This is a genomic window from Halarchaeum rubridurum (assembly GCF_014647115.1).
Taxonomy (GTDB): domain Archaea; phylum Halobacteriota; class Halobacteria; order Halobacteriales; family Halobacteriaceae; genus Halarchaeum; species Halarchaeum rubridurum.
This window is the reverse complement of sequence record NZ_BMOO01000003.1, coordinates 252,620-274,762: the sequence shown is the minus strand read 5'-3', so window position 1 is coordinate 274,762 and position 22,143 is coordinate 252,620. Positions and strand designations below refer to the sequence as shown.

Sequence of the window (22,143 nt, the reverse complement as noted above, 5' to 3'; positions counted from 1 at the left end):
CCCGTGCGAGACATAGACGCGAACCGTATGGGAACGAGAACCGAAGTCCTCGTCATCGGCGGGGGCTCGACGGGCTGTGGCGTCGTGCGCGACCTCGCGCGCCGCGGCGTCGACGTCACCCTCGTCGAGAAGGGCAACCTCACGAACGGAACGACCGGGCGGATGCACGGCCTGCTCCACTCGGGCGGGCGCTACGCCGTCTCCGACCAGGCGAGCGCGCGCGAGTGCATCGAGGAGAACCGCGTCCTCCGCGACATCGCGGGCCACTGCGTCGAGGAGACCGGCGGCCTCTTCGTGAAGCGCCCGGAGGACGACGAGGCGTACTTCCAGGAGAAACTGCAGGGGTGTCGCGACTGCGACATCCCCGCCGAAGTCCTCACGGGCGCGGAGGCCCGCGAGCGCGAACCCTACCTCGCGCACGACGTCGAGAAGGCCATCGCGGTCCCCGACGCCGCCATCGACCCCTTCCGACTCTGCGTCGCCAACGCCGTCGACGCCGAGGACCACGGCGCGCGCATCGAGACGCACGCCGAGGTGACGGACCTCATCGTCGAGGCGGGCGAAATCGTCGGCGCGACGGTGCGCCACGAATCCGGCAAGGGACCGCGCGAACACGGGATTCCCGGCGAGACGGAGGACATCTACGCCGACCACGTCGTGAACGCCGCGGGCGCGTGGGCCGGCCGCATCGGCGACTTCGCGGACCTCGACGTCGCCGTCCGGCCCTCGAAGGGCGTGATGACCGTGATGAACACCCGGCAGGTCGACACGGTCGTGAACCGCTGTCGGCCGAAGGGCGACGCGGACATCGTCGTCCCCCACGAGACCGCCTGCATCCTCGGTACCACGGACGAGGAGGTCGGCGACCCAGAGGACTACCCCGAGGAGGAGTGGGAGGTCGACCTCGTCATCGACACCCTCAGCGAACTCGTCCCCATCCTCCAGGAGGCGCGGACGATTCGGTCCTTCTGGGGCGTCCGCCCGCTCTACGAACCACCCGGAACGGGCACTCAAGACCCGACGGACATCACGCGCGACTACTTCACGCTCGACCACGCCGAGCGCGACGGCGTCCCGGGCATGACGAGCATCGTCGGCGGGAAGCTCACGACCTACCGGATGATGGCCGAATCCATCACCGACCACGTCTGCGAGAAGCTCGGCGTCGAGGCCGCGTGTGACACCGCGGACGTTCCCCTCCCCGGGAGCGAGCGGCCGGGCGACATCGAGGCCGCGATGGAGCGCTTCGGGCTGCGCTCGCCCGTCGCGCGCCGGAGCGCCCAGCGCCTCGGCTCGCGCACCGAGGACGTCCTCGCGTCGTGCGACCCGAACCCCGTCGTCTGTAGCTGCGAGGGCGTCACGCGCGCCGAAGTGCAGGACGCCATCGACCAGGCGGGAACGGACCTGAACGCCGTGCGCCTGCGGACGCGCGCCTCGATGGGGAACTGTCAGGGCGGGCGGTGTGCGCACCGGATGGCGGCCGAACTCCACCCCGAGCACGACGAGGCGAGCGCGCGCGCGGCGCTCGACGAACTCCGCGCGGAGCGCTGGAAGGGCCAGCGCCACGCGCTCTGGGGCGAACAGCTCTCGCAGGCGATGTTGAACCACGCGCTCCACGGCGCAACGCTCAACGAGGACGGCGACCCCGCGCGGACGAACACGACCGTCGCGTGGGACGCCTTCGACGACGGCGCGGGCGCGGAGGACGAGAACGCGACGGAAGCGACCGACGCGAGCGACACGGAGGGCGCGCATGGCGATTGAGGACGACGTCCTCGTCGTCGGCGGCGGCGTCGCGGGAATGACCGCGGCGCTCGCGGCCGCCGAGGCGGGCGCGTCCGTTCGCCTCGTCACGAAGAGTCAGAGCACGCTCCGGCACGCGAGCGGCCTCGTGGACGTCCTCGGCTACGCGGACGGCGACCTCCTCGCCGACCCGTTCGCGGCGCTCGACGACCTCCCGGCCGACCACCCCTACGCGAAGGTCGGCGTCGAGGCGGTCCGCGACGGCCTCGCGCGCTTCGACGCCGTGACGGGCGAGCGCTATCGCGGCGGGCACACGGACAGGAACGCCCTCCTCCCGACGCACGGCGGGGCGGTGAAGCCGACCGCGCGCTACCCCGCGAGCGCCGCCGCGGGCCTCGCCAGCGACGAGCGCGACGCCCTGCTCGTCGGCTTCGAGACGCTGAGCGACTTCGACGCGCCGCTCGCCGCCGACCACCTGCGCGCCGCCGACGTCCCCTTCGACGTCCGAGGCGCGACGGTCTCCTTCCCGGGCACGCCCCGGGCGGACGCGAAGGTCACGCGCTACGCGCACGCCCTCGACGGGAACGACGACGAGGAGCGCGAACGCCTCGCCGCCCGGGTCGCGCGCGTCCACGACGGCGAACCTCGCGTGGGCTTCCCGGCCGTCCTCGGCGAGGCGCACCCGGGCGACGTGCGCGCGACGCTCGCTGACGCGCTCGACGCGGACGTCTTCGAGGTGCCGATGGGCCCGCCGAGCCTCCCCGGTATCCGACTGGAGGCCGACTACGAGCGCGCGCTGCGCGAGGCGGGGGTGAACGTCGTCCGGCGGCCCGTCGTGGACTACGAGGCGGACGGCGAGCACCTCACCGCGGCGGTCGTCGAACGCAACGGCCAGCACGTCCCGCACCACGCCGAGTCGTTCGTCCTCGCCACCGGCGGCCTCGTCGGCGAGGGCATCGATTCGGACCGCGGGGGCGTCCGCGAACCCGTCTTCGACTGCCACGTCCCCCATCCCGCGGACCGCTACGACTGGTTCGTCGACGAGCGCTTCGGCGAGCAGCCCTACCCGCGCTTCGGCGTCGTCGTGGACGACGACCTGCGACCGCGGGACGCCGAGGGACGCATCGAGTTCGAGAACCTCCGCGCCGCCGGCAGCGTCGTCGGCGGGGCGGACTTCGCCGCGGAGTGCTCCGGAATGGGCGTCAGCCTCGCCACGGGCGACGCCGCCGGGAGCGCCGCAGGAGCTGATACCCAATGAGTGACGCAGAATCCCCGAGCGACGAGTTCGAACCGATAGAGGTCTTCCCCGACGACGAGACGCCCGACCTCCGGCCGGGCGCGGACGACTGCTACAAGTGCTCGACCTGCGACACGAACTGCCCGGTCGCGGAGGTCGACGACGACTTCCCCGGGCCGAAGTTCCAGGGCCCCGAGCAGTGGCGGCTCAAGCGCAAGGAGGACACGTCGGTGGACGACTCCATCTCGAAGTGCTCGAACTGCATGCGCTGTGACTCGGCGTGTCCGAGCGACGTGCCGCTCTCCCAGATGCACAACACGGCGCGCGCCGAGTACGTCGACGAGGAGCTCTCGAAGACGAGTCTCACCTACTGGCGCAACCGGGTTCTCGCCAACTACCGGACCTCCGCGTTCCTCGCCAGCAAGGTGCCCCGCGTGGCGAACGCCGCGATGAACTTCGGGCCGGCGCGGTGGGCGATGGACCGGCTCTTCGGAATCACGAGCGAGCGGGAGTTCCCCGCGTTCGCCACCGAGACCTTCCGCGAGTGGTGGGAGCGCGAGGGCGGCGCGGACGGCTCGCGCGAGCGGGCACGCGCGGCGCGCGAACGCCGCGGAGAGGAAGGCGAGGAAAAGAAGGTCGCGTACTTCCACGGCTGCTACGCGAACTACAACACCCCGGCGGTCGGGAAGGCGATGGTCCGGGTCTTCGAGCACTTCGGCTACGAGCTCGTCGTCCCGAAACAGCGCTGCTCCGGGACGCCGATGTTCGCCAACGGGATGCTCGACGACGCAGAGCGCCACGCGAAGGTGAACGTCTCCTCGATGGGCGACCTCGTCGAGCAGGGGTACGACGCCATCGCGTCGTGTACCTCCTGTTCGATGGCGCTCCGCCAGGAGTACCCCGAACTCTTCGACATCGACGGCATCGAGGACCTCGCAGAGAACACCTGGGAGGCCCTCGAATACCTCCGCGTGCAGGAGGACCTCTCCGGCGAACTCTCCGCGGCGACGGTCGAGGACGAGAACATCGCCGAACTCGCCTATCACGCGCCGTGTCACGCGCGCAACCAGGGCCTCGACGGCCAAGCGCTCGAACTGTTCGCGGACCTCGCAGGCGTCGACGCCGAGGACGTCGGGGACTCCTGTTCGGGCATCTCGGGCACCTACGGCTGGAAGTCCGAGAAGTACGACACCTCGATGAAGATCGGCGACGAGATGTTCGAGCACATGGAAGACGTCGAGGGCGAGGTCGGCATGACGGAGTGTCCGACCTGCGCGATGCAGATGGAGCACGGCACCGGCTACGAGATAAAACACCCCCTGGAGATCGTCGAGTCCGCGCTGGTCTAGTCGAGCGTCGGTCCTCGTTCGCGCCCGTCGCGCTTACGGCGCTCGGCCCCGAGAGAACGCACATGACCGAGGGCACGCACCCCCGCCTCGACGAGCAGGTGGAGGAACTCCCCCTGTTGACCGACACCGCGACGGTGACGCACGTCGAGGCGCTCGACGAGCGGCGACACGACGAGATACGGCGGGCCGTCCACCGCCTGCTGCGCGAGCACGGCGCGGACGTCACGCGCCACATCGGCGAGGAGGGAATCGCGTGGCGTCCGCTCCTCGACGCCACCGCGGACCTCGACCTCCCGGACGTCACGCGGGAGAAACTCCGCACCCTCCGCGGGCGCGACGAGCGCGACTTTCCGTCGCTCGTCGAGGTCGCCTTCGACCCCGAGGAGCCCTTCGACTTCGCGCCCGGCCAGTTCGTCACCATCCGCTTTCGCGGGACGCCCCGACCCTACTCCATCGCGTCGTCGCCGAACGCGGAGGAGATGTCGCTCTGCGTCAGACGCGTCCCCGGCGGGCGACTCTCCGAGACGCTCTGCGCGGAACTCAAACCCGGCGACCACCTCCCCGAGCTCCGCGGCCCGAACGGCGAATTCACCCTCCAGGACCCCTGCGCGAAAGACATGGCGTTTCTCGCCACGGGGACGGGAATCGCGCCGCTGCGCTCGATGGTGAACTACGTCTTCGAGGAGGGGCGGGACACCTACGAGGGCGAGCCCCGCGACATCTGGGTCTTTCTCGGGGCGTCGTGGGAGGACGACCTCGCGTTCCGCGAGGAGTTCCGCGCGCTCGACGCCGCGCACGACCACTTCCACTTCGTGCCGTGTCTCACCCGCGAGCGCTACCTCACGGGGTGGACGGGCGAGACGGACTACGTCCAGCAGACGCTCCTCAAGTACGTCGCGGACGGCGTCGCCGTGCCGAAACTCGACGCGGACCTCCGCGAGTACCTCGAGGCCGACCCGGAGACGGACATCGAGGCCCGCATCGACCCCGGCGAACTAGAGGTGTACGCCTGCGGGGTGTCCGCGATGGTCCAGACACTTGAGGACGTGTGCGCGGCCGTCGGCGTCGAGGGTGGCGACATCCGCGGCGAGGGCTACGGGTAGCGCGGCACCGGGTCGTCACGGGGCGTCGGCGTCGCGGGCCGCCTCCTCGATCAGGTCGGCGGCCGTCTCGCGGAGTTCGCCCGTCAAGTGGAGGCCGTGTGCGTCGAGCCGGGAGACGAGTTCCTTCGCGGCGTCCGGGTCGAGCCCCTCGTCGACGGCGCGGACGACGACGCCGATCGTCCCCGTGACCGTCGCGCCCAAGCCGCGACACGTCGTCCGAACGCGCCGGTCGTCGGAGACGACGCCGACCGCTCGGTCGTCGGCGGTGTACGCGAGCACGGCGGCGACGATGTGGACGTCTCCGTGCGCGGTGTCGTCGCCGAGCACTGACAGCGCCTGCGGGACGCACTCGCCGACTCCCTCGGGAGCCGTTGGAACGTCGTGGCGGTCGTAGAACCGGTCGCAGTTCGTCTCCGCGGGTTCCGTCGTCACCTCCTCGCGGACGGCCGACGGGACGACGAGTCGGCCATCGAGGTCCGTGAGCCGCTCCAATTCGCCGATCGTCCCGAGGGAGATGAGCGTCGTCGCGTCGAGGTAGACGTCGCTCACAGCTCGCGGGCCGCGTCCGCGTCCGCCTCGACGTCCTCGGGGGAGAGCTGCGTCGTGAGGTTGTGCTCGCGCGCGATCTCGGACCACTCGGCGAGGCTGACGCCGGCGAGGCGGGCGGCCTCGTGCACGGAGACGTCGCCGGACTGGTAGCGCTCGATCGCGTTCCGACGTCGGAGCGTCGTGAGTCCCTCTTCGAGCGCCCGCCGGATGACGGTACTCTTGTCCTCGCCGAGCAACTCGACGACCGACTCGAGCTCCGACTCGTCGTCGTCGGGGATCCGCGCGCTTATCGACGGCATGTATACAGTGTAGTACATCGTGGCACATAACCGTTGTTCCGCCCGTCGCCGCGACGACGTGCTCGCGCCGCGCGCGGTGACGACACACGTAAGGGCCGGTGGTGACTACGCTCCTGACAATGAGTGACAGCGCGCGCGACGGCGAGGGGTCGGTGCGGCTCGTCGGGACCGCGCACGTCTCCGCGGAGAGCGTCGCGGAGGTCGAACGCGTCATCGAGGAGGAGGAGCCGGACGCGGTGGCGGTCGAGCTCGACGAGGGGCGCTACCGGCAGATGAAGGGCGGGACGCCGGACGAAATCGCGCCGGCCGACCTCCTGCAGGGGAGCGTCGCCCTCCAGTTCCTCGCGTACTGGCTGCTCTCCTACGTCCAACAGCGGATGGGCGAGCGCTTCGACATCGACCCCGGCGCGGACATGCTCGCGGCCGTCGAGAAGGCGGAGGCGGTCGGCTCCGAGGTCGCGCTCGTCGACCGCGACATCCAGGTGACCATCCAGCGCTTCTGGGCGCGGATGGGGTTCGTCGAGAAGTGCCGTCTCGTCGGCCAGTTGCTCCTCGCCGTGCTCGGCGTCGGCGGCGGCGAGGAAGAGGAGATCGAGATGGACGACCTCACCGACACGGACGTCATCTCCGCGATGATGGCGGAGTTCCGCCAGTTCAGCCCGGAGGGCGCGCGAGCGCTCATCGACGAGCGCGACGCCTACCTCGCGCACAACATCCACGACCTCCGCTCGCAGGGCAAACGCGTCGTCGCGGTCGTCGGCGCGGGCCACAAGGAGGGAATCGAGCGCTACCTCGAACACCCCGAAGAGCTCCCGCCCATGGAGTCACTGACGGGCCGCGTCGAGAAGCGCTTCTCGCTGTTCAAGCTCTTCGGGAGCGTCCTCACGCTCGGCTTCCTCGCCTTCTTCGGGCTCGTCCTGATGGCGGGCGTGAGCAACGGGACGCTCCTGCGGCTCTTCGTCGCGTGGTTCCTCTTCAACGGCGTCGTCGCCGCGGGGCTCGCGCTCCTCGGCGGCGCGCACTGGACGTCCGCGGGCGTCGGCGGTGCGGTCGCGTGGCTGACGAGCGTCAACCCCCTCCTCGCGCCCGGCTGGTTCGCCGGCTACGTCGAACTGCGCTACACGCCCGTCCGCATCAGCGACATCGGGCAGCTGAACGACATCCTGAGCGACGAGACGCTCCCCATCCGCGAGGTGTTCTCCCGGATGACGGACGTCCCGCTCTTCCGGCTCATCGCCGTCGTCGCGCTCACGAACCTCGGGAGCATGATCGCCAGCTTCCTCTTCATCCCGCTCGTCCTCCCGCTCGTCGGCGGCGACCTCGGGAGCGCGAGCGAGGTCGTCGCCGTCCTCGTGCAGGGCGCGCAGAACAGCCTCGACCTCCTCCGGGGGCTGGTGGCGTGACCCGCCTCTCCTTCGGCGCGCGCGAGCTCCGCGACCTCCTCGTCGCGTGGCTCGCCCTCGGCGTCGCGTTCGCGTTCTTCTACGAGCGCATCACGATAACCACCCTCGGGCCCGTCCTCACCTCCGGGGCGTTCCTCGCCGCGCTCGCCGTCAGCCTCCTCACCGCGGGCGTCGGCTTCCTCCTGCACGAGCTCGCGCACAAGGTCGTCGCGGTCCGCTACGGGCAGGTCGCGGCGTTCCGCGCGGACTACGGCCTGCTCGCGCTCGCCGTCCTCGGCGGCCTCGCGGGCTTCCTCTTCGCCGCGCCGGGCGCCGTCGTCCACCGCGGCCGCCTCACCGAGCGCCAGTCGGGGCTGATCGCGCTCGCCGGCCCCGTGACGAACCTCGCGCTCGCCGCGCTCTTCGCGCCGTTCGCGTTCCTCGGGAGCGCGCTCGCGTGGCGCGGCGTGACCATTAACCTCCTGCTCGCCGGGTTCAACATGCTCCCCGTCGGGCCGCTCGACGGCAACACGGTCCGCTCGTGGAGCCTGGTCGTCTACGTCGCCGTCGCCGTCCCGAGCATCGCCCTCGCCGCGTACGCGTTGTACGTCTGAGCATACACCGCTATCCTTTTCGCCCCCGATTGCGCACGACCGTGTATGAGTGAGGACGCGGACACCGAAAGCGACGAGGGGATGACGTACGCCGAGGCGGGCGTCGACATCGACGCGAGCGAGGCCGCGACCGCCGCGCTCGTCGACGCCGTCGCGGACGTCGGCAACACGACGGACTACGCGGGTCTCGTCCCGGTCGGCGACCAGTACCTCGCGCTCGCCACGGACGGCGTCGGGACGAAACTGCTCGTCGCCGAGGCCGTCGGGGACTACTCGACGGTCGGCATCGACTGTATCGCCATGAACGTCAACGACCTCGTCGCGGCCGGCGTCGCGCCCGACGCGTTCGTGGACTACCTCGCCGTCGACGAACCGAGCGAGGCACTCACCTCGCAGGTCGGCGAGGGCCTCGCCGCGGGCGCCGAGGAGGCCGGGATGGCGCTCGTCGGCGGCGAGACGGCCGTGATGCCCGAGGTCGTGAACGGCTTCGACCTCGCGGGGACCGTCGCCGGCCTCGCCACCGAGGACGACCTCTTCCCCGGCGAGGCCGAGGCGGGCGACGCGCTCGTCGGCTTCGCCTCCACGGGCATCCACTCGAACGGCCTCACGCTCGCGCGCAAGGCCGCCACGGACGGCGACGGCGAGTACGGCGACGACTACCCCTACGAGGGGTACGAGACGGTCGGCGAGGCCCTCCTCGAACCGACGCGCCTCTACACCTACCTCCTCCCGCACCTCCGCGAGCGCGACGTCCACGCGGCCGCCCACGTCACCGGCGGCGGCTGGACGAACCTCTCCCGGATGGGCGAGCACGAGTACGACGTCACCGACCCTCTCCCCGCACAGGACGTCTTCGCGTTCGTCCAGGAGCGCGGGAGCGTGAGCGACGAGGAGATGCACCGGACGTTCAACATGGGCACGGGGTTCGTCGTCGCGCTCCCCGAGGCCGAAGCCGAGAAGCTCGTCGTCGAGACCGACGGCGAACGCATCGGCACCGTCCGCGAGGGCGACTCCGTCGAGGTTCGCGGCCTCTCGCTCTAGGGGCGCGGCCCCTCCCGCCATCGTCACCGGGAGTGAAGCGCGCCCGAACCGGCGCGCTCGCCGCCCGTCCGCGGCGTTCGCCGCGCCGTCGTTCACTTTCACCGTGCTGTACCCGCGGGGTTTTATAGCCACACGTCCAAAGTCGCGGATACCGAAATGACGTCCTTCCAGTCGACACTCGCCGATGGGGACGACGACGGCATCGCGGAGGAGCTCGCCGCGGGCCAGCGCGAAATCTCCATCGCCGAGTTCTTCGAGAAGAACAAACACATGCTGGGCTTCGACTCCGGGGCCCGCGGGCTCGTCACGGCCGTCAAGGAGGCCGTCGACAACGCCCTCGACGCCGCGGAGGAGGCCGGCATCCTCCCCGACATCTACGTCGAGATTCAGGAGTCGGGGGACTACTACACGCTCGTCGTGGAGGACAACGGTCCCGGCATCACGAAAGAGCAGATTCCGAAGGTCTTCGGGAAGCTCCTCTACGGCTCGCGCTTCCACGCCCGCGAGCAGTCGCTGACACCCGACCAGGAACTCCTCGTGCGACGTGACGGGGTCGTCGAGACCGTCCCGATCGGCGTCCTCTGTGACGCCTATCTCCCGGTCGACGGTGCGGCGACCGCGCCGCTCTCGGCGGACATCGAGGTTCCCTCGTTCAACAGGGAGACGCACGAGATGACGTGGCAGCCGGTGACGCACGCCATCCGTCACGAGACGGACGAGCGGACGTACGAGATCACGACCGAGAAGGGACGCACCGTCGAAGTGACGGGTAACCACAGCCTCTTCTCCGTGACGAAAGACGGGGAGACGAAGCAGGTGAAAGCGGGCGAACTCGAACCCGGTGACGCCGTTCTCACACCGCGCTCGCTCCCGACGACCGACTCGTCGGTCGAGTCGGTCAACCTCCTCGAACACCTCACGCGCGAGCAGCTCGATGATCGACGGCTGTACGTCTACGGGTTCGATCGAGAGACGCTCGAAGAACTGCGAAATGGGGAGACGATCCGAAAGAAGCCGAACGCGGACAGCGACCGGAAGCGGTACTACTACCGGTACGACGGCGTCGACGTCCTCAAAGACAGCCTCGAATCGAACTATCTGGAGAAGGGGTACCTCCCGGCGTCGACCGTGCTCGAACTCGGGTGGGAGGAGAAGGCCGCCGACTGCGAACTCAAGACGTATCAGGTCGGTGGCGACGAGACCACCATCCCGGTCACGGTCCCGCTCACGGGCGAGTTCGCCCGGCTCCTCGGCTACTACGTCGCCGAGGGCCACGTCGGTCCGCGACAGGTCGGGTTCACCTTCGGGTCGCACGAGAGCGAGCTGATCGAGGCCACCGAGGCGACCGTCGCCGGTGTCGGCGGTGGCACGACGACCGTCCAACGCGAACGCAACTCGACGCGCGTGAAGGCCTTCGGATCGCCGCTCGCGATGTTCCTCGGGAACGTCTGTGGGAAGGGTGCGGAGAACAAGCGCGTCCCGTCGTTCCTCTTCGACGCGTCCGACGACGTCCAGCAGGAGTTCCTCACCGCAGTCTATCAGGGAGACGGCTCCGACTCGCATCCCGGAAACGAACTCTCTCACACGACAGTCAGTAAACCGCTCGCGCGCGGCGTCTCCGTCCTGTGGAACATGCAGGGCGTCCTCGCGAGCACCGAGACGGTCGAGAACACGAGCGGATACGCAGACGACGGTTCGACGACGTATCGGACGAAGGTGTACGGGGAGGACCTGAATGTTCTCGACGCGTTCGGCGAGCGGAAGCCGACGGGCGAACAGGGGTACAAACGCGTCCCGACATCGCTCCTCGATGACGTCCGCGTCGACGACGTGGACGCACACACCGTCCCGGACACGATTCCCGGCCTCCTCCGTGCTGCGGGTGTCGGCTCCGATCTCGAACACGCCGAGATGTATCAATCCCTCATCGAGGCGGCGCTCGACGGCGACGACGTCGAGAAGCCACGATACACGCACAACCTCGTCGAGATGGGGCTCCTCGATGCGGCGCACGAACCGACGGAGACCCTCGAAGACCTCTACTCGACCGTCCGGAACCTCCAGGGGATCACGGAGACGGACATGTGCCTCCTCCCCGTGAAGTCGGTCGAGGAGACCGACGCTCCGGAGTACGTCTACGACATCTCCGTCCCCGGTGCGACGGGCGAAGACGAGAACTTCGTCGTCGCGAACGACGGCGCGCTCTCCGTGAAGAACAGTCGTGGCCAACAGGGAATCGGCATCTCCGCAGCGGTCCTCTACAGCCAGCTTACCTCCGGGACGCCCGCGAAGATCACCTCGCGCACGCAGGGCTCCGCGGAGGCGAACTACTACGAGCTCGTCATCGACACCGACACGAACGAACCCGTCATCAGCGAGGAGGAGACGACGTCGTGGGACCGCCCGCACGGCACGCGCATCGAGTTGGAGATGGAGGCGAACATGCGCGCGCGCGGCCAACTCCACGACTACGCCGAGCACACCGCGGTCGTGAATCCCCACGCGCGTCTCGAACTCCGCGAACCCGAGGGGCGCTTCAAGTTCGAGCGCGCGGAGGACGCGAGTCTCCCCGCCGAGACGGAGGAGATTCGCCCGCATCCCCACGGCGTCGAGCTCGGCGCGCTCATCAAGATGCTCGGCGAGACGGACTCCCGAACGGTGCGCGGGTTCCTCCGCGAGGAGTTCACGCGCGTCGGCGCGAAGACCGCCGACTCGATCTGCGACGCCTTCCGCGACAGACACTACGGGCGCGAGCTCGCGTGGACGCTCGACGCCGCGGACGACCTCGAGGCGCGAGTCGCGGACGCCGTCTCGAACAAGCCGGCCGCCGACACGGAGGCGTTCGCGGCCGCCGTCGCCGACGCGCTCGCGGAGCGCGGCGCGCTCTCCTACACGGACCTCGAAGCGCTCGTCGCGGACGTCGCCGCGGACGTCGAGGCCGGCTCGTCGTTCGGCGCGACGGTGCAGGGCCACGTCGTCGACGCGCTCTGGGAGAGCCTGACGAGCGGCCGCGAAGACGACGTCTATCGGCACGTCGACGCGGCGACGACGACGCAGAAGGACGACGCGACGGTCGCGGCGCTCGCCGAGCGCATCGCCGCGAAGTTCGGCGACGACACGCCGCGCGACCGGGTGACGCGCGACGACCTCCGCGACTTCGTCGAGCGCGCCGCCGACACCACGGAGGACGTCGACGACGCCACGGTCGGCGAGACGGCGCGCGAGAACGTCACGGACGAACTCTGGGCGGCGGCGCACACCGTCACCGACGACCTCCCCGCGGCTGCCGAGATCGCCGGCGACCGGAACCTCGCGCGCGACCTCCTGGCGGCGATGAGCACCGTCGACGTGATGGCGCCCCCGACGTCCTGTCTCGCGCCCATCGAGGCCGACCTCGTCGAGGCCGGTCTCCGAAAGGAGTTCGACGCGGACTTCTACGCCGCCGCGACGCGCGACGCCGAGGTCCACGGCGGCGACCCGTTCGTCGTCGAGGCCGGCATCGCCTACGGCGGCGACCTCACGTCGGAGGGACCGGTCGACGTGATGCGCTTCGCCAACCGCGTCCCGCTCGTCTACCAGCGCGGGGCGTGCGCGACGACGAAGGTCCTCAAGGACATCGGCTGGCGCAACTACGGCCTCGACCAACCGGGCGGGAGCGGCCTCCCGAGCGGCCCCTGCGTCATCATGGTCCACGTCGCCTCGACGAACGTCCCGTTCACGAGCGAGTCGAAGGACGCCGTCGCCTCCGTCCCCGAAATCGAGGACGAGATAGAACTCGCGGTCCGCGAGGCCGCCCGCGAGCTGAAGAGCTTCCTCAACGAGCGCCGCTCGCGCCAGAAGCGCCGCGAGAAGCAGAACGTCATCATGGACGTCCTGCCGACGATGGCCGAGAAGGTCTCCGAGATGACGGGCCGCGAGCCCGTCGGCGTCGAGGACTCCCTCGCGCGCATCATGAACAACGTCCTCGTCGAGCGCGAGCGCGAGGACGACACCGTCCGCCTCACGGTGGAGAACAACAGCGACGCGAACGCCGAACTCGACCTCACGGACATCGTCTCCGCCGAGCCGAGCGACGTCTCCGCGGGCACCGTCGTCGAGATGGACGGCGAGTGGTTCGTGAAGTGGTCCCCGACCGTCCCGAGCGGCGACGACGCGACGCTCGAATACGCCGTCGACGCGGACGCCGACTGCGACCTCTCCGTGAGCGGCGTCGCCGACGAAAAGCTGACCGTCTCACAATGAGCTCCGACACGACAGACGACGCGGCGCGCGAGCGCCTCATCGACATGGCCGCACAGTTCTACGACCAGTTCGCGGCGGGCGAGATTCCGAACATGCAGCTACCGACGCGCTCGAAGTCGAACATCGTGTTCGACGAGGACGCCGACGTCTGGGTGTACGGCGACCGCACCTCGACGCGCTCCGCGAACTCCGCCTCGGGCGCGCGCAAGCTCCTGAAGGCCATCTACACCATCGACTTCCTCGCCCAGCAACTGGAGGAGGACCGCTCCTCGACGCTGCGTGAACTCTACTACCTCTCCGAGTCCTGGGACGAGGAGGCCGCGCAGTTCAACGGCCAATCCGAGTCCGACAAGCTCGTCGAGGACCTCGAAATCGTCTCCGGGGTCAAACGCGAGGACTTCCACATGCGTCCCGAGGAGAGTGGTGCGAAGGTGATGGGCCCCCTGCGCATCCGCGAGCAGACGAACCGCGGCGACCGCGAGATTCACTGCCAGGACGACGTCGGGCAGGGCGGCTACCAGATTCCGAACAACCCCGACACCATCGAGTTCCTCGACCACGACGTGGACTTCGTCCTCTGCGTGGAGACCGGCGGGATGCGCGACCGACTCGTCGAGAACGGCTTCGACGACGACTACAACGCGCTCGTCGTCCACCTCGGCGGCCAGCCGGCGCGCGCGACGCGCCGACTCACCAAGCGCCTCCACGACGAACTCGACCTCCCGGTCACGGTCTTCACCGACGGTGACCCGTGGTCGTATCGCATCTTCGGCTCCGTCTCCTACGGCTCTATCAAGTCCGCACACCTCTCCGAGTACCTCGCCACGCCCGAGGCGCAGTTCATCGGCATCCGCCCCGCGGACATCGTCGAGTACGACCTCCCGACCGACCCGCTCAGCGACTCCGACGTCAACGCCCTGGAGAGCGAACTGGAGGACCCGCGTTTCCAGTCGGAGTTCTGGACGGAGCAGATCGAACTCCAACTCGACATCGGGAAGAAGGCCGAACAGCAGGCGCTCGCCTCCCGGGGGCTGGACTTCGTGACCGACACGTACCTCCCCGAGCGCTTAGGCGAGATGGGCGTCCTGTAAGCGTCACTCCGTATCGCGCGGTCGGTCGAGCACGACGGGGACGCCGCGCGACGCGACGTCCGCCGCGAACGCCTCGTCGTCCGACGCGAGGTCGTCGAACGTGTTGTAGTGGATCGGCAGCACGAGGTCGGGTTGCAGGGACGCCGCGAGCGCCGCGGCGTCGTGTCGATCCATCGTGAACGACCGCGAGATCGAGGGCAGGAAGACGTCGACGTCGAGCGCATCGTGCTCCGGGACGACGTCGGAGTCCCCCGGCCAGAAGTACGCCCGGTCGCCGACGGCAAAGCGATAGCCGCAGCCGAACTCGTAGGGGTGTCCGGAGCGCCCGCTTCCCGCCGTGTTGTACGCCGGGACGACATCGACGCCGACGCCGTCGACGTCGAGGTGGTCGCCGTACGCGACGCGTTCGACGTCGTAGTCCAGCGCCTCGGGTTCGACGACGTCGCGGCTCGTACGCTCCGCCGAGACCGCCTCGTAGACGACGACAGTCGCGTCCGGGGCGGCCACGCGCTCGACGCCATCGTCGTCGTAGTGGTGATCGTGCGTGACGAGGACGACGTCGCCGTCCCGCGCGTCGTAGTCGCGGGCGTCCGGGTGGGGGCGGTCACCGTATCGCTCGTTCCACGTGCCGTCGAGCGTCCCGTACCGTCCGGGGTCCGTGTAGACGACGGTGCCGTCCGGCCCCTCGACGCGCGCCGTCGCGTAGCCGAGCCACTCCATCGCGTGCGAACCGAAGTCGACGGTCATGCCCGAGTGTTCGGCAGCGCTCCTCTAAAACCGTCGCCCGTCGAAGACGTCGACTGCGTCCGCGATTCCGTTGACGACGTGGTCGGCGCGCGCTCCGTCTCCGCCCGCGTCGAGGCCCGTCTCGACGAGCACGGTCGTCATTCCGGCGCGCTCGCCGAGCGCAACGTCCGTGGCGGGGTTGTCGCCGACGACGACGCAGTCCGCCGCGGGGACGCCGAGGCGCTCGCGCAGGAGGTCGGCGGTCTCGTCTGAGGGCTTACCGAGGACGGCGTCGGGGTCGCGTTCGACGACGCCCGCGACGGCGTGGACGAGCGCGCCCGACCCCGGGATGGGGCCGTCGGCGGTCGGGATCGTCCGGTCCGGGTCGGTGCCGACGAAGCCGACGCCGTCGCGGAGCGCGCGCAATGCCGCGTGGAGGTCGTCGTAGTCGAAGTCGGGGTCGTAGCCGACGACGACGCACTCTGCGGCCTCGGGTTCGGTGACGAGGTCGCAGTCGGCGTCGCGGAGTTGTGCGACGATGTCGTCGCCCGCGATGGGGAAGACGGCGTCGTCCGCGTGGTGTGCGCGGAGATAGTGTATCGTCGCCGTACACGCCGTGAGCACCTCGTCCGGCGACGCCTCGATGCCGAAATCGCGGAGGCGCGCGGCGTAGGCCTCGGGGGGAATCGTCGGGTTGTTCGTGAGAAAGCAGACCGCCTCGACGCGCTCGCGGATCGCGGCCATCGCGTCGCGCGCGCCGGGGAGGAGCGCGTCGCCGTGGAGGAGCGTGCCGTCGAGGTCGATTGCGGCCGCGCGCGGAGCCATACGCGGGGTTCGGGATGCGGGCGTTTAGCTCTGCTTCTCGGCGAGGCGCTCGACGCGCGCCAGCGTATCCGCGTCCGCGGGGTCCTTGTCGTCGCGGACGGCGAGGAAGCGCGGGAAGCGCAACGCGTACCCCGAGGAGTACGTCGGGGAGCGCTGTATCTCCTCGTAGCCGACCTCCAGGACGACCGCGGGCTCGATGTCGACCGTCTGACCGTCCTCGTCGCGGACGTGGGGGGCGAGGCGGTCGTCGAGGTCCGCGAGTTCCTCGTCGTCGAGGCCGGTGGCGACCTTGCCGATGGTCGCGTAGCCGTCCCCCGTGCGCGCCGAGAGGAGGAAGGTACCGAGCGTCTCCGCGCGCCGGCCCTCGCCCCACTCCGCACCCGTCACGACGAGGTCGAGCGTCTCGACGTCGGGCTTGCGCTTCAGCCACTGTTTGCCGCGCTTCCCGGGCGTGTACGCCGACTCGGGGTCCTTGAGCATCACGCCCTCGTGGCCGGCGGCGAGCGCGCGCGCCTCGAAGGCCTCGATCTCCTCGGGGTCGTCGGAGACGATGAGTTCGGAGACGGCGTCGGTGTCGTCGAGGAGGTCGGCGAGCGTCTCGTGGCGGGCGAGCAGGGGGTCGTCGAGGAGGTCGTCGCCCGCGGCGTGGAGGCAGTCGAACGCGCGGAGTTCGACGCGGACCTCCTCGCGCATCCGCTCGACGTCGTGTTTCCGGCGGAAACGCCGGAGGACCTCCTGGAAGGGGAGCGGCGCGCCCGCCTCGTCCACGGCGACGACTTCGCCGTCGAGGATAGCCGCGGTGTCGAGGTGCGCGTCGGCGAACTCGACGACCTCCGGGAGCGCGGCCGTGACGTCCTCCATGTTCCGGCTGAAGACGCGCGTCTCGCCCGCGGGGTCGTGGTGCAACTGGACGCGCGCGCCGTCGAACTTGACCTCGACCGCGGCCGCCCTCCACGAGTCGAGGGCGTCCGCGACGCTCCCGGCCTGCGCGAGCATCGCCTTCACCGGCCGGCCGATTTCGAGGTGGATGTCGGCGAGGCCGTCGACGCCGCGCTCGCGCGCCGTCGCCGCGACGAGGCCGTAGTCGTTCGACACCTGGAGGGCGCGCGCGACCGCCTCGATGGGGACGTCGAAGGCCTCGGCGACGGCGTCGCGGACCGCCCCCTCGCCGACGCCGATACGCATCTCGCCGAGGACGAGGCGGGCGAGGTAGCGCGCCTCGGCGTCGGTCTCACAGCGGGTGAGGAGGCCGAACAGCGTGGCGACCTTCTCGTCCTCGCTCCCCGACCCCGCGGCGGCCGCGAGCCCGGCGAGCTCGTCGTAGACCTCGCGGACGGAGAGCGCGTCGTCGTCGCCGTCGGTGAACGCGCCGAGGCCGCGCTGGCCGCCGACGTCGTAGCTCGCCGCGACGCCGCCGATGTCGCCCGTCTCCGCGAGTCGGTCCTCGACGTCGTCGGCGTCGACGTTCGGCCCCGCGGCGCGCGCGACCGCCTCGCGGCAGAGACGCGGGCCGACGTCGAGTTTCCGCTCGCTGTACGCGGGGAACACCCGCCCCTGCACGAAGCGCGCGAGGACCGGGAGGTCGTCGCCCGCGTCGGCGAACAGGTCGGCGACGAGCGCGACCGTTTCGAGGTCGGCGGGTTCGGCCTCGATCTCCGTCGCGCGGGCGGCGAACTCGGCGAACTGCATACCTCGACCGTAACCGAACTGCGCACTTAACGGACGCGGACCGACGGACCGCCCACCGACCGTCCGGCGGAGTGGCCAGCGCGTCGGAGTCGGCTGGCGCGACGGCACGCCGGCGCGGAACCGCGGCGCTTTCGGGCCCGCGGCGCGAACACCGGGGTATGAGCGACGACGAGACGAGCGACCTCGAAACGGCGGTATCGGACTTCCTCGACGGCGCGGACGCCGTCTACGAGGACTACGACCGCGGGTACACGGACGCGGACGCCGCGCTCCACGTGCTGGAGAGCCACCTGACGGACCTCCGCGAGGCCTACGACGAGGAGGCGGCGTAGGGACGGGCGGTCGGCGCGGTGCCACGCCATTCAAGTCCCGACCGCACGAAGGCACGGCCATGGCCGAATCGGAACTCGCGCGCGACGTGCAATCGGTGCTTGCGGTGGACCCGGACGCGTTCGACGAGCGGGTTCGCGAGGACGCGGCGGTTATCAAAGAGGAGATCGAGGCGGGAACGTTCGACAACCCACAGGCCATCGTCGGCCTCGAATACGAGTTCTACGGCGTCGCCGACGACGGCTCGCTCGCGCGCATCCCGCGGCGCGTGCTGGAGTTCGTCGGCTTCGAGAAGGAACTCGGGCTCCACAACGCCGAGATGACGGCGAGCCCCCAGCCGCTGAACGAGTACGGGCTCGCCGCCCAGGAGTCGGAGGTACGCGCGCGCCTGGAGGCCGCGGCGGAACCGATGGACGCCGAGGGCCTCCACCTCGTGAGCGACGCGATGTGGACGATTCCGCCGGAGGGCGAGACGGCGCGCGAATACCTCACGGACAGCATCGACGACGACGGCGTCGAAATCGCCACGAACATGAGCGCCTCGACGCGCTACCACGCGATGGCAAACACGGACCATCCGGCGTCGATGGGCCTCGACGCGCCACACGTCACCCTCGACGCGGACACGGTGATGCCCGAGGCGCTCATCACCTCCATCCAGCCCCACTATCAGGTGCCACAGGCCGTCGACCTCCCGACGTACTTCCGGTACGCCGTGCGCCTCGCCGGCCCGCTCGTCGCGCTCGGCGTGAACTCCCCGTTCTACCCGCCCGACCTCTACGACGACGATGCGACCCCCGAGGAAATCCTCGAAGACGGCCACGACGAGGGCCGCATCGACGTCTTCGAGGACGTCCTGAACGTCCCCGGGAAGAGCGAGAAGGTGCGCTTCCCCCGCGACCTGGAGAGCGTGCAGGACGCCGTCGACGCCGTCGTCGAGGACGCGTCCATCGTCCCGATGCCCGTGGAGACGGGCGGGCGCTTCGACGACGAGTTCGCCCACTTCCGGATGAAACACGGCACCTACTGGCGCTGGGTGCGCCCGGTCTTCGGCGGGAGCTCGCGGGAGTCCGCGAACGCCCGCATCGAGTTCCGCCCCCTCCCCGGCCAGCCCACGGTGCGGGACACGATGGCCTTCCAGGCGCTCCTCGCTGGCGCCCTGGAGGCGATGGTGGCGCGCGACCACCCGCTCTACGACCTCCCGTGGGAGACGGCGCGCGAGAACTTCTACGCCGCCGTCCGCGACGGGAGCGACGCCGAAATCACGTATCTCGGCCCGGAGGGCGAGACGACGGACGCGACCGAGATGTACGCGGACCTCTTCGAGCAGGCCGAAGCCGGCCTCCGCGCGCGCGGCCTCGACGAGGAGGAGGCCGCGAAGTACCTCTGGCCGCTGCGCCAGCGCGCCCGCCACGGCGTCACGCCCGCCGACTGGAAGCGCGAGCGCGTCCGCGAGAACCTCGACGACGGCGCGTCCTTCGAGAACGCCGTCTACGATATGCAGTACGACTACCTCTCCTACCAGCGCGACACGCTCATCACGGGGAGCTTCGCGGACTGGACGGGCCGCGGCGGCGGCGTCGAGGCCGAGACCCACCGGAGCAACCGCCGCGGGTAGTTAGAGCGCCCCGCGGACGCGTTCGACGACGTCCTCGGCGTCCGCCGCGTCAAGGCTGCCCCGGTCCAGCGCGAGGTGGACGTCGTCGCCCCGGTCGCGGGGGAGGAGGTGGACGTGCGGGTGTGTGACCTCGCCGACGAGCTCCGGCGTCGTGTAGAAGACGCTGACGCCGTCGGCGTCGAGTGCGACGCGGAGCGCCGACCCGACGCGCTGGACGGCACCGAAGACCGCCGTCGCCTCCCCCGGGTCGTCGAGCACGTCGCGCTCGTGCGTCTTCGGGACGACGAGCGCGTGCCCCCGGACCGCCGGGTTCGCGTCGAGGAACGCGACGACGTCGTCCGTCTCGTGGAGGCGCGGCGCGTCGGCGTCGCCCGCGGCGATGTCGCAAAAGTGGCAGGCCATACACGAGGGACGGACGCGTCCGGTAGAAAGCTTGCCGCCGCGAGGAGAGAGTAGCGCAGAACGGAACGGGACAGAGCAGAACGAAGCGGGACGGAACGGAACCGGACGAGACGGAACGCCGTCGGTGCGCGGTGCCGTCGGTGTGGGAGGACGCGGCGCTGTGCGATGGTGCGACACGACGCCGTGCAGCGCGGTACCGCACGCGTCACTGTGCGAAACGACGTCCCGACCGCGCGCAGACGCCCTCGGCGCGCGGCCTTTTCAGTGGCGGTTTTCGCGGTGACGGGTCGCCGGAGGCGACCCGAACCGGGAAAAAGTCCCCTAGAGGAGTTCGTCGACGTCCTGGTGGCCGACGATTTCGACTTCGTTCTCGGTGATCTTCGTGAGGTGGATGCCGTTGCCGGAGGCGGTGTCGCGTTCGCTCGCGGCCTGGATGGCCTTCGCGCCGATCTGCTCGGCCTCGTCCATCGTGAGGTCGTCCGTGTAGTGGTTCTCGAGGGTCCCGAGCGCGTAGGGCATCCCGGAGCCCTGCGCGGTGTACTTATCAGAGAGCGAGGAGCCGCTCGGGTCGAGGCTGTAGACGTGCGCGCCGTCCTCGTCGACGCCGCCGAGGATCGGGACGACCATGAAGAAGGGCCCGCCGCGCAGGAGGTTCGAGGCCATCGTGGCGAGGGCGTTGATGGACATCCGCTCGCCCCGGCGGGCCTCGTAGAGGTTCGACTCGGCCTTCAGCGTGCGGATGAAGGACTGCGCGCCGCCGACGCTTCCGGAGATGGAGAGCGCGGCGTTCTCCTGAATCTGCTCGACCTTCTGGACGTTCTTGTTGGAGACGACGCGGCCGCCGAGGCTCGCGCGCATATCGGAGGCCATGAGGACGCCCTCGGTGGTCGTGATGCCGACGATGGTGGTGCCGGTCTTGTTGATGTTGTCCGTGTCCTGCTTGCTCGCGTTGCTCTGGGGCATCTGGCCGACTTCCGGCTCGTAGGGGTTGCCGGGGCCGTCGGGGAGTCGCTCTGCGTTGCGCGAGAACTCGGAGGACTGACTCGGGTTATACATTGACAGCGAGTAGTCGCGGGCGACGTATAAAAGCCACCCTTCCGGCCGTTACGGACGGCTCATCGGGCGCTCTCGTACGCAGCCTCGGAGCGCTCGATGAGTCGGTGGAGCGGGAGGGTGACGCCGAGGCGGCTGGCGAGCGTCGCGACGGGCAGGAGCACGAGCGCGAACGCGAGCGTGATCTGGTACTGAACCGCGGTGACGAGGCGGGCGAACGGTGTGGCCATCTGCGTGGCCGTCTCTCATTCGGTGGTGGTATAAGTAGTTTGCCGCCGCGGCGACGGTTACACCCCCGCGCCCTCGGGTGGTTTCTCGCGATGGCGTGGATGGACGATGCGCGTCGACGGGACGTCGCGTTCGCCGTCACGCAGGCCGCGCCTACGCCGTCGATTCGCGTACGTTATACGGACTATTCACGTCACGTCCGCGCGCCGACGGTGGCGGCCGCCAACCACAAGACACGACTACCCGGGGAGTCTCCCACGCGTATGAGCAACTACGTCGTGGCGATGGAAGCCGCGTGGCTGGTTCGTGACGTCGAAGAGTCGGACGACGCCATCGGTGTCGCCGTGAGCGAGGCGGGACGACGGCTGAACGACCAGGACCTCGACTACGTCGAGGTGGAGGCGGGCGTGACGTCCTGTCCGGCCTGCGGGGAGCCGCTCGACGCCGCGTTCCTCGCGGCCGAGACGGCGCTCGTCGGCCTCGTCCTCGAACTGACCGTCTTCAACGCGGACGGCGAGGAGCACGCCTCGCGGATCGCCAAGAGCGAGGTCGGTGGCGCGCTCCGCGACGTCCCCCTCGAAGTCATCGAGGTCGTCGAGGAACCAGAGGACGAGGAGTGAAC

General features: G+C 70.0%; 20 protein-coding genes and 1 pseudogene. 13 read left to right on the top strand and 8 right to left on the bottom strand.

The window, feature by feature from the left end; genetic code table 11:
• The first annotated feature begins 27 nt into the window (after positions 1-27).
• From glpA to IEX84_RS07605, 4 genes are all read left to right on the top strand, one after another.
• Entirely contained in the window at positions 28-1,764 is a 1,737-nt protein-coding gene (gene glpA, locus IEX84_RS07620; protein WP_188871512.1) for an anaerobic glycerol-3-phosphate dehydrogenase subunit GlpA, read from the top strand.
• Positions 1,754-3,001, top strand: coding sequence for a glycerol-3-phosphate dehydrogenase subunit GlpB (gene glpB / locus IEX84_RS07615; protein ID WP_188871510.1), 1,248 nt, complete (start codon positions 1,754-1,756; stop codon positions 2,999-3,001). The genes glpA and glpB overlap by 11 nt, the downstream gene beginning before the upstream one ends.
• Positions 2,998-4,329 carry an anaerobic glycerol-3-phosphate dehydrogenase subunit C gene (locus tag IEX84_RS07610; protein ID WP_188871508.1) on the top strand — a complete coding sequence of 444 codons (1,332 nt, stop codon included), beginning with the start codon at positions 2,998-3,000 and terminating at the stop codon, positions 4,327-4,329. Before glpB ends, IEX84_RS07610 begins: the two co-directional genes overlap by 4 nt.
• 62 nt (positions 4,330-4,391) lie before the next feature.
• On the top strand, positions 4,392-5,432 hold the full coding sequence (locus IEX84_RS07605) for a ferredoxin--NADP reductase (RefSeq protein WP_188871506.1): 1,041 nt from the start codon (positions 4,392-4,394) through the stop codon (positions 5,430-5,432).
• A 15-nt stretch (positions 5,433-5,447) separates the two neighbouring features.
• Here the strand turns inward: IEX84_RS07605 and IEX84_RS07600 are convergent, their stop codons facing one another.
• Both IEX84_RS07600 and IEX84_RS07595 read right to left on the bottom strand, forming a co-directional pair.
• Positions 5,448-5,981 carry a hypothetical protein gene (locus IEX84_RS07600; protein WP_188871504.1) on the bottom strand — a complete coding sequence of 178 codons (534 nt, stop codon included), beginning with the start codon at positions 5,979-5,981 and terminating at the stop codon, positions 5,448-5,450.
• On the bottom strand, positions 5,978-6,280 hold the full coding sequence (locus tag IEX84_RS07595) for a UPF0175 family protein (protein ID WP_188871500.1): 303 nt from the start codon (positions 6,278-6,280) through the stop codon (positions 5,978-5,980). Before IEX84_RS07595 ends, IEX84_RS07600 begins: the two co-directional genes overlap by 4 nt.
• Positions 6,281-6,399: 119 nt before the next feature.
• On the opposite strand from IEX84_RS07595, the gene IEX84_RS07590 reads away from it, so the two are divergent.
• The 6 genes and pseudogenes from IEX84_RS07590 to IEX84_RS07570 all read left to right on the top strand — a co-directional run bounded on the left by IEX84_RS07590 (position 6,400) and on the right by IEX84_RS07570 (position 14,650).
• Positions 6,400-7,683 (top strand): TraB/GumN family protein, encoded by a 1,284-nt coding sequence (locus IEX84_RS07590; RefSeq protein WP_188871498.1) that lies wholly within the window; start codon positions 6,400-6,402, stop codon positions 7,681-7,683.
• Positions 7,680-8,276 (top strand): zinc metalloprotease, encoded by a 597-nt coding sequence (locus IEX84_RS07585; protein ID WP_188871496.1) that lies wholly within the window; start codon positions 7,680-7,682, stop codon positions 8,274-8,276. Before IEX84_RS07590 ends, IEX84_RS07585 begins: the two co-directional genes overlap by 4 nt.
• Before the next feature lie 45 nt (positions 8,277-8,321).
• Entirely contained in the window at positions 8,322-9,317 is a 996-nt protein-coding gene (gene purM, locus IEX84_RS07580) for a phosphoribosylformylglycinamidine cyclo-ligase (RefSeq protein WP_188871494.1), read from the top strand.
• A 156-nt stretch (positions 9,318-9,473) separates the two neighbouring features.
• Positions 9,474-9,830 (top strand): annotated as a pseudogene (locus tag IEX84_RS14815) (ATP-binding protein); the annotation flags it as partial.
• The gene (locus IEX84_RS07575; protein ID WP_326836643.1) at positions 9,831-13,559 is read left to right on the top strand and encodes a DNA topoisomerase VI subunit B; all 3,729 of its coding nucleotides are present in this window, start codon (positions 9,831-9,833) and stop codon (positions 13,557-13,559) included.
• Complete coding sequence (locus IEX84_RS07570) at positions 13,556-14,650, top strand: DNA topoisomerase IV subunit A (protein ID WP_188871490.1); 1,095 nt, start codon at positions 13,556-13,558, stop codon at positions 14,648-14,650. The genes IEX84_RS07575 and IEX84_RS07570 overlap by 4 nt, the downstream gene beginning before the upstream one ends.
• Positions 14,651-14,653: 3 nt before the next feature.
• Here IEX84_RS07570 and IEX84_RS07565 read toward each other — a convergent pair whose 3' ends face one another.
• The 3 genes from IEX84_RS07565 to ligA are packed head-to-tail and all read right to left on the bottom strand — an operon-like array spanning position 14,654 to position 17,890.
• On the bottom strand, positions 14,654-15,397 hold the full coding sequence (locus IEX84_RS07565; protein WP_188871488.1) for an MBL fold metallo-hydrolase: 744 nt from the start codon (positions 15,395-15,397) through the stop codon (positions 14,654-14,656).
• Positions 15,398-15,421: 24 nt separating this feature from the next.
• Positions 15,422-16,201: an HAD-IIA family hydrolase gene (locus tag IEX84_RS07560; RefSeq protein WP_188871486.1), complete on the bottom strand. Its 780-nt coding sequence runs from the start codon at positions 16,199-16,201 to the stop codon at positions 15,422-15,424.
• A 24-nt stretch (positions 16,202-16,225) separates the two neighbouring features.
• Positions 16,226-17,890 (bottom strand): ATP-dependent DNA ligase LigA, encoded by a 1,665-nt coding sequence (gene ligA, locus IEX84_RS07555; RefSeq protein WP_188871484.1) that lies wholly within the window; start codon positions 17,888-17,890, stop codon positions 16,226-16,228.
• A 158-nt stretch (positions 17,891-18,048) separates the two neighbouring features.
• Here ligA and IEX84_RS07550 point away from each other — a divergent pair, with 158 nt between their 5' ends.
• Positions 18,049-18,222, top strand: coding sequence for a hypothetical protein (locus tag IEX84_RS07550; RefSeq protein WP_188871482.1), 174 nt, complete (start codon positions 18,049-18,051; stop codon positions 18,220-18,222).
• 59 nt (positions 18,223-18,281) lie between these two features.
• The gene (locus tag IEX84_RS07545; RefSeq protein WP_188871480.1) at positions 18,282-19,838 is read left to right on the top strand and encodes a glutamate--cysteine ligase family protein; all 1,557 of its coding nucleotides are present in this window, start codon (positions 18,282-18,284) and stop codon (positions 19,836-19,838) included.
• On the opposite strand, the gene IEX84_RS07540 is transcribed toward IEX84_RS07545, so the two are convergent.
• From IEX84_RS07540 to IEX84_RS07530, 3 genes are all read right to left on the bottom strand, one after another.
• Complete coding sequence (locus IEX84_RS07540) at positions 19,839-20,240, bottom strand: HIT family protein (RefSeq protein WP_188871478.1); 402 nt, start codon at positions 20,238-20,240, stop codon at positions 19,839-19,841.
• A gap of 321 nt (positions 20,241-20,561) precedes the next feature.
• A complete protein-coding gene (gene psmB / locus IEX84_RS07535) occupies positions 20,562-21,296 on the bottom strand; it encodes an archaeal proteasome endopeptidase complex subunit beta (protein ID WP_188871476.1) in 735 nt (244 codons plus the stop codon).
• A gap of 59 nt (positions 21,297-21,355) precedes the next feature.
• Complete coding sequence (locus IEX84_RS07530) at positions 21,356-21,523, bottom strand: hypothetical protein (RefSeq protein ID WP_188871474.1); 168 nt, start codon at positions 21,521-21,523, stop codon at positions 21,356-21,358.
• A 261-nt stretch (positions 21,524-21,784) separates the two neighbouring features.
• Between IEX84_RS07530 and IEX84_RS07525 the strand changes: the two genes are divergently transcribed.
• Entirely contained in the window at positions 21,785-22,141 is a 357-nt protein-coding gene (locus tag IEX84_RS07525) for a DUF555 domain-containing protein (protein WP_188871472.1), read from the top strand.
• Positions 22,142-22,143 lie beyond the last annotated feature (2 nt).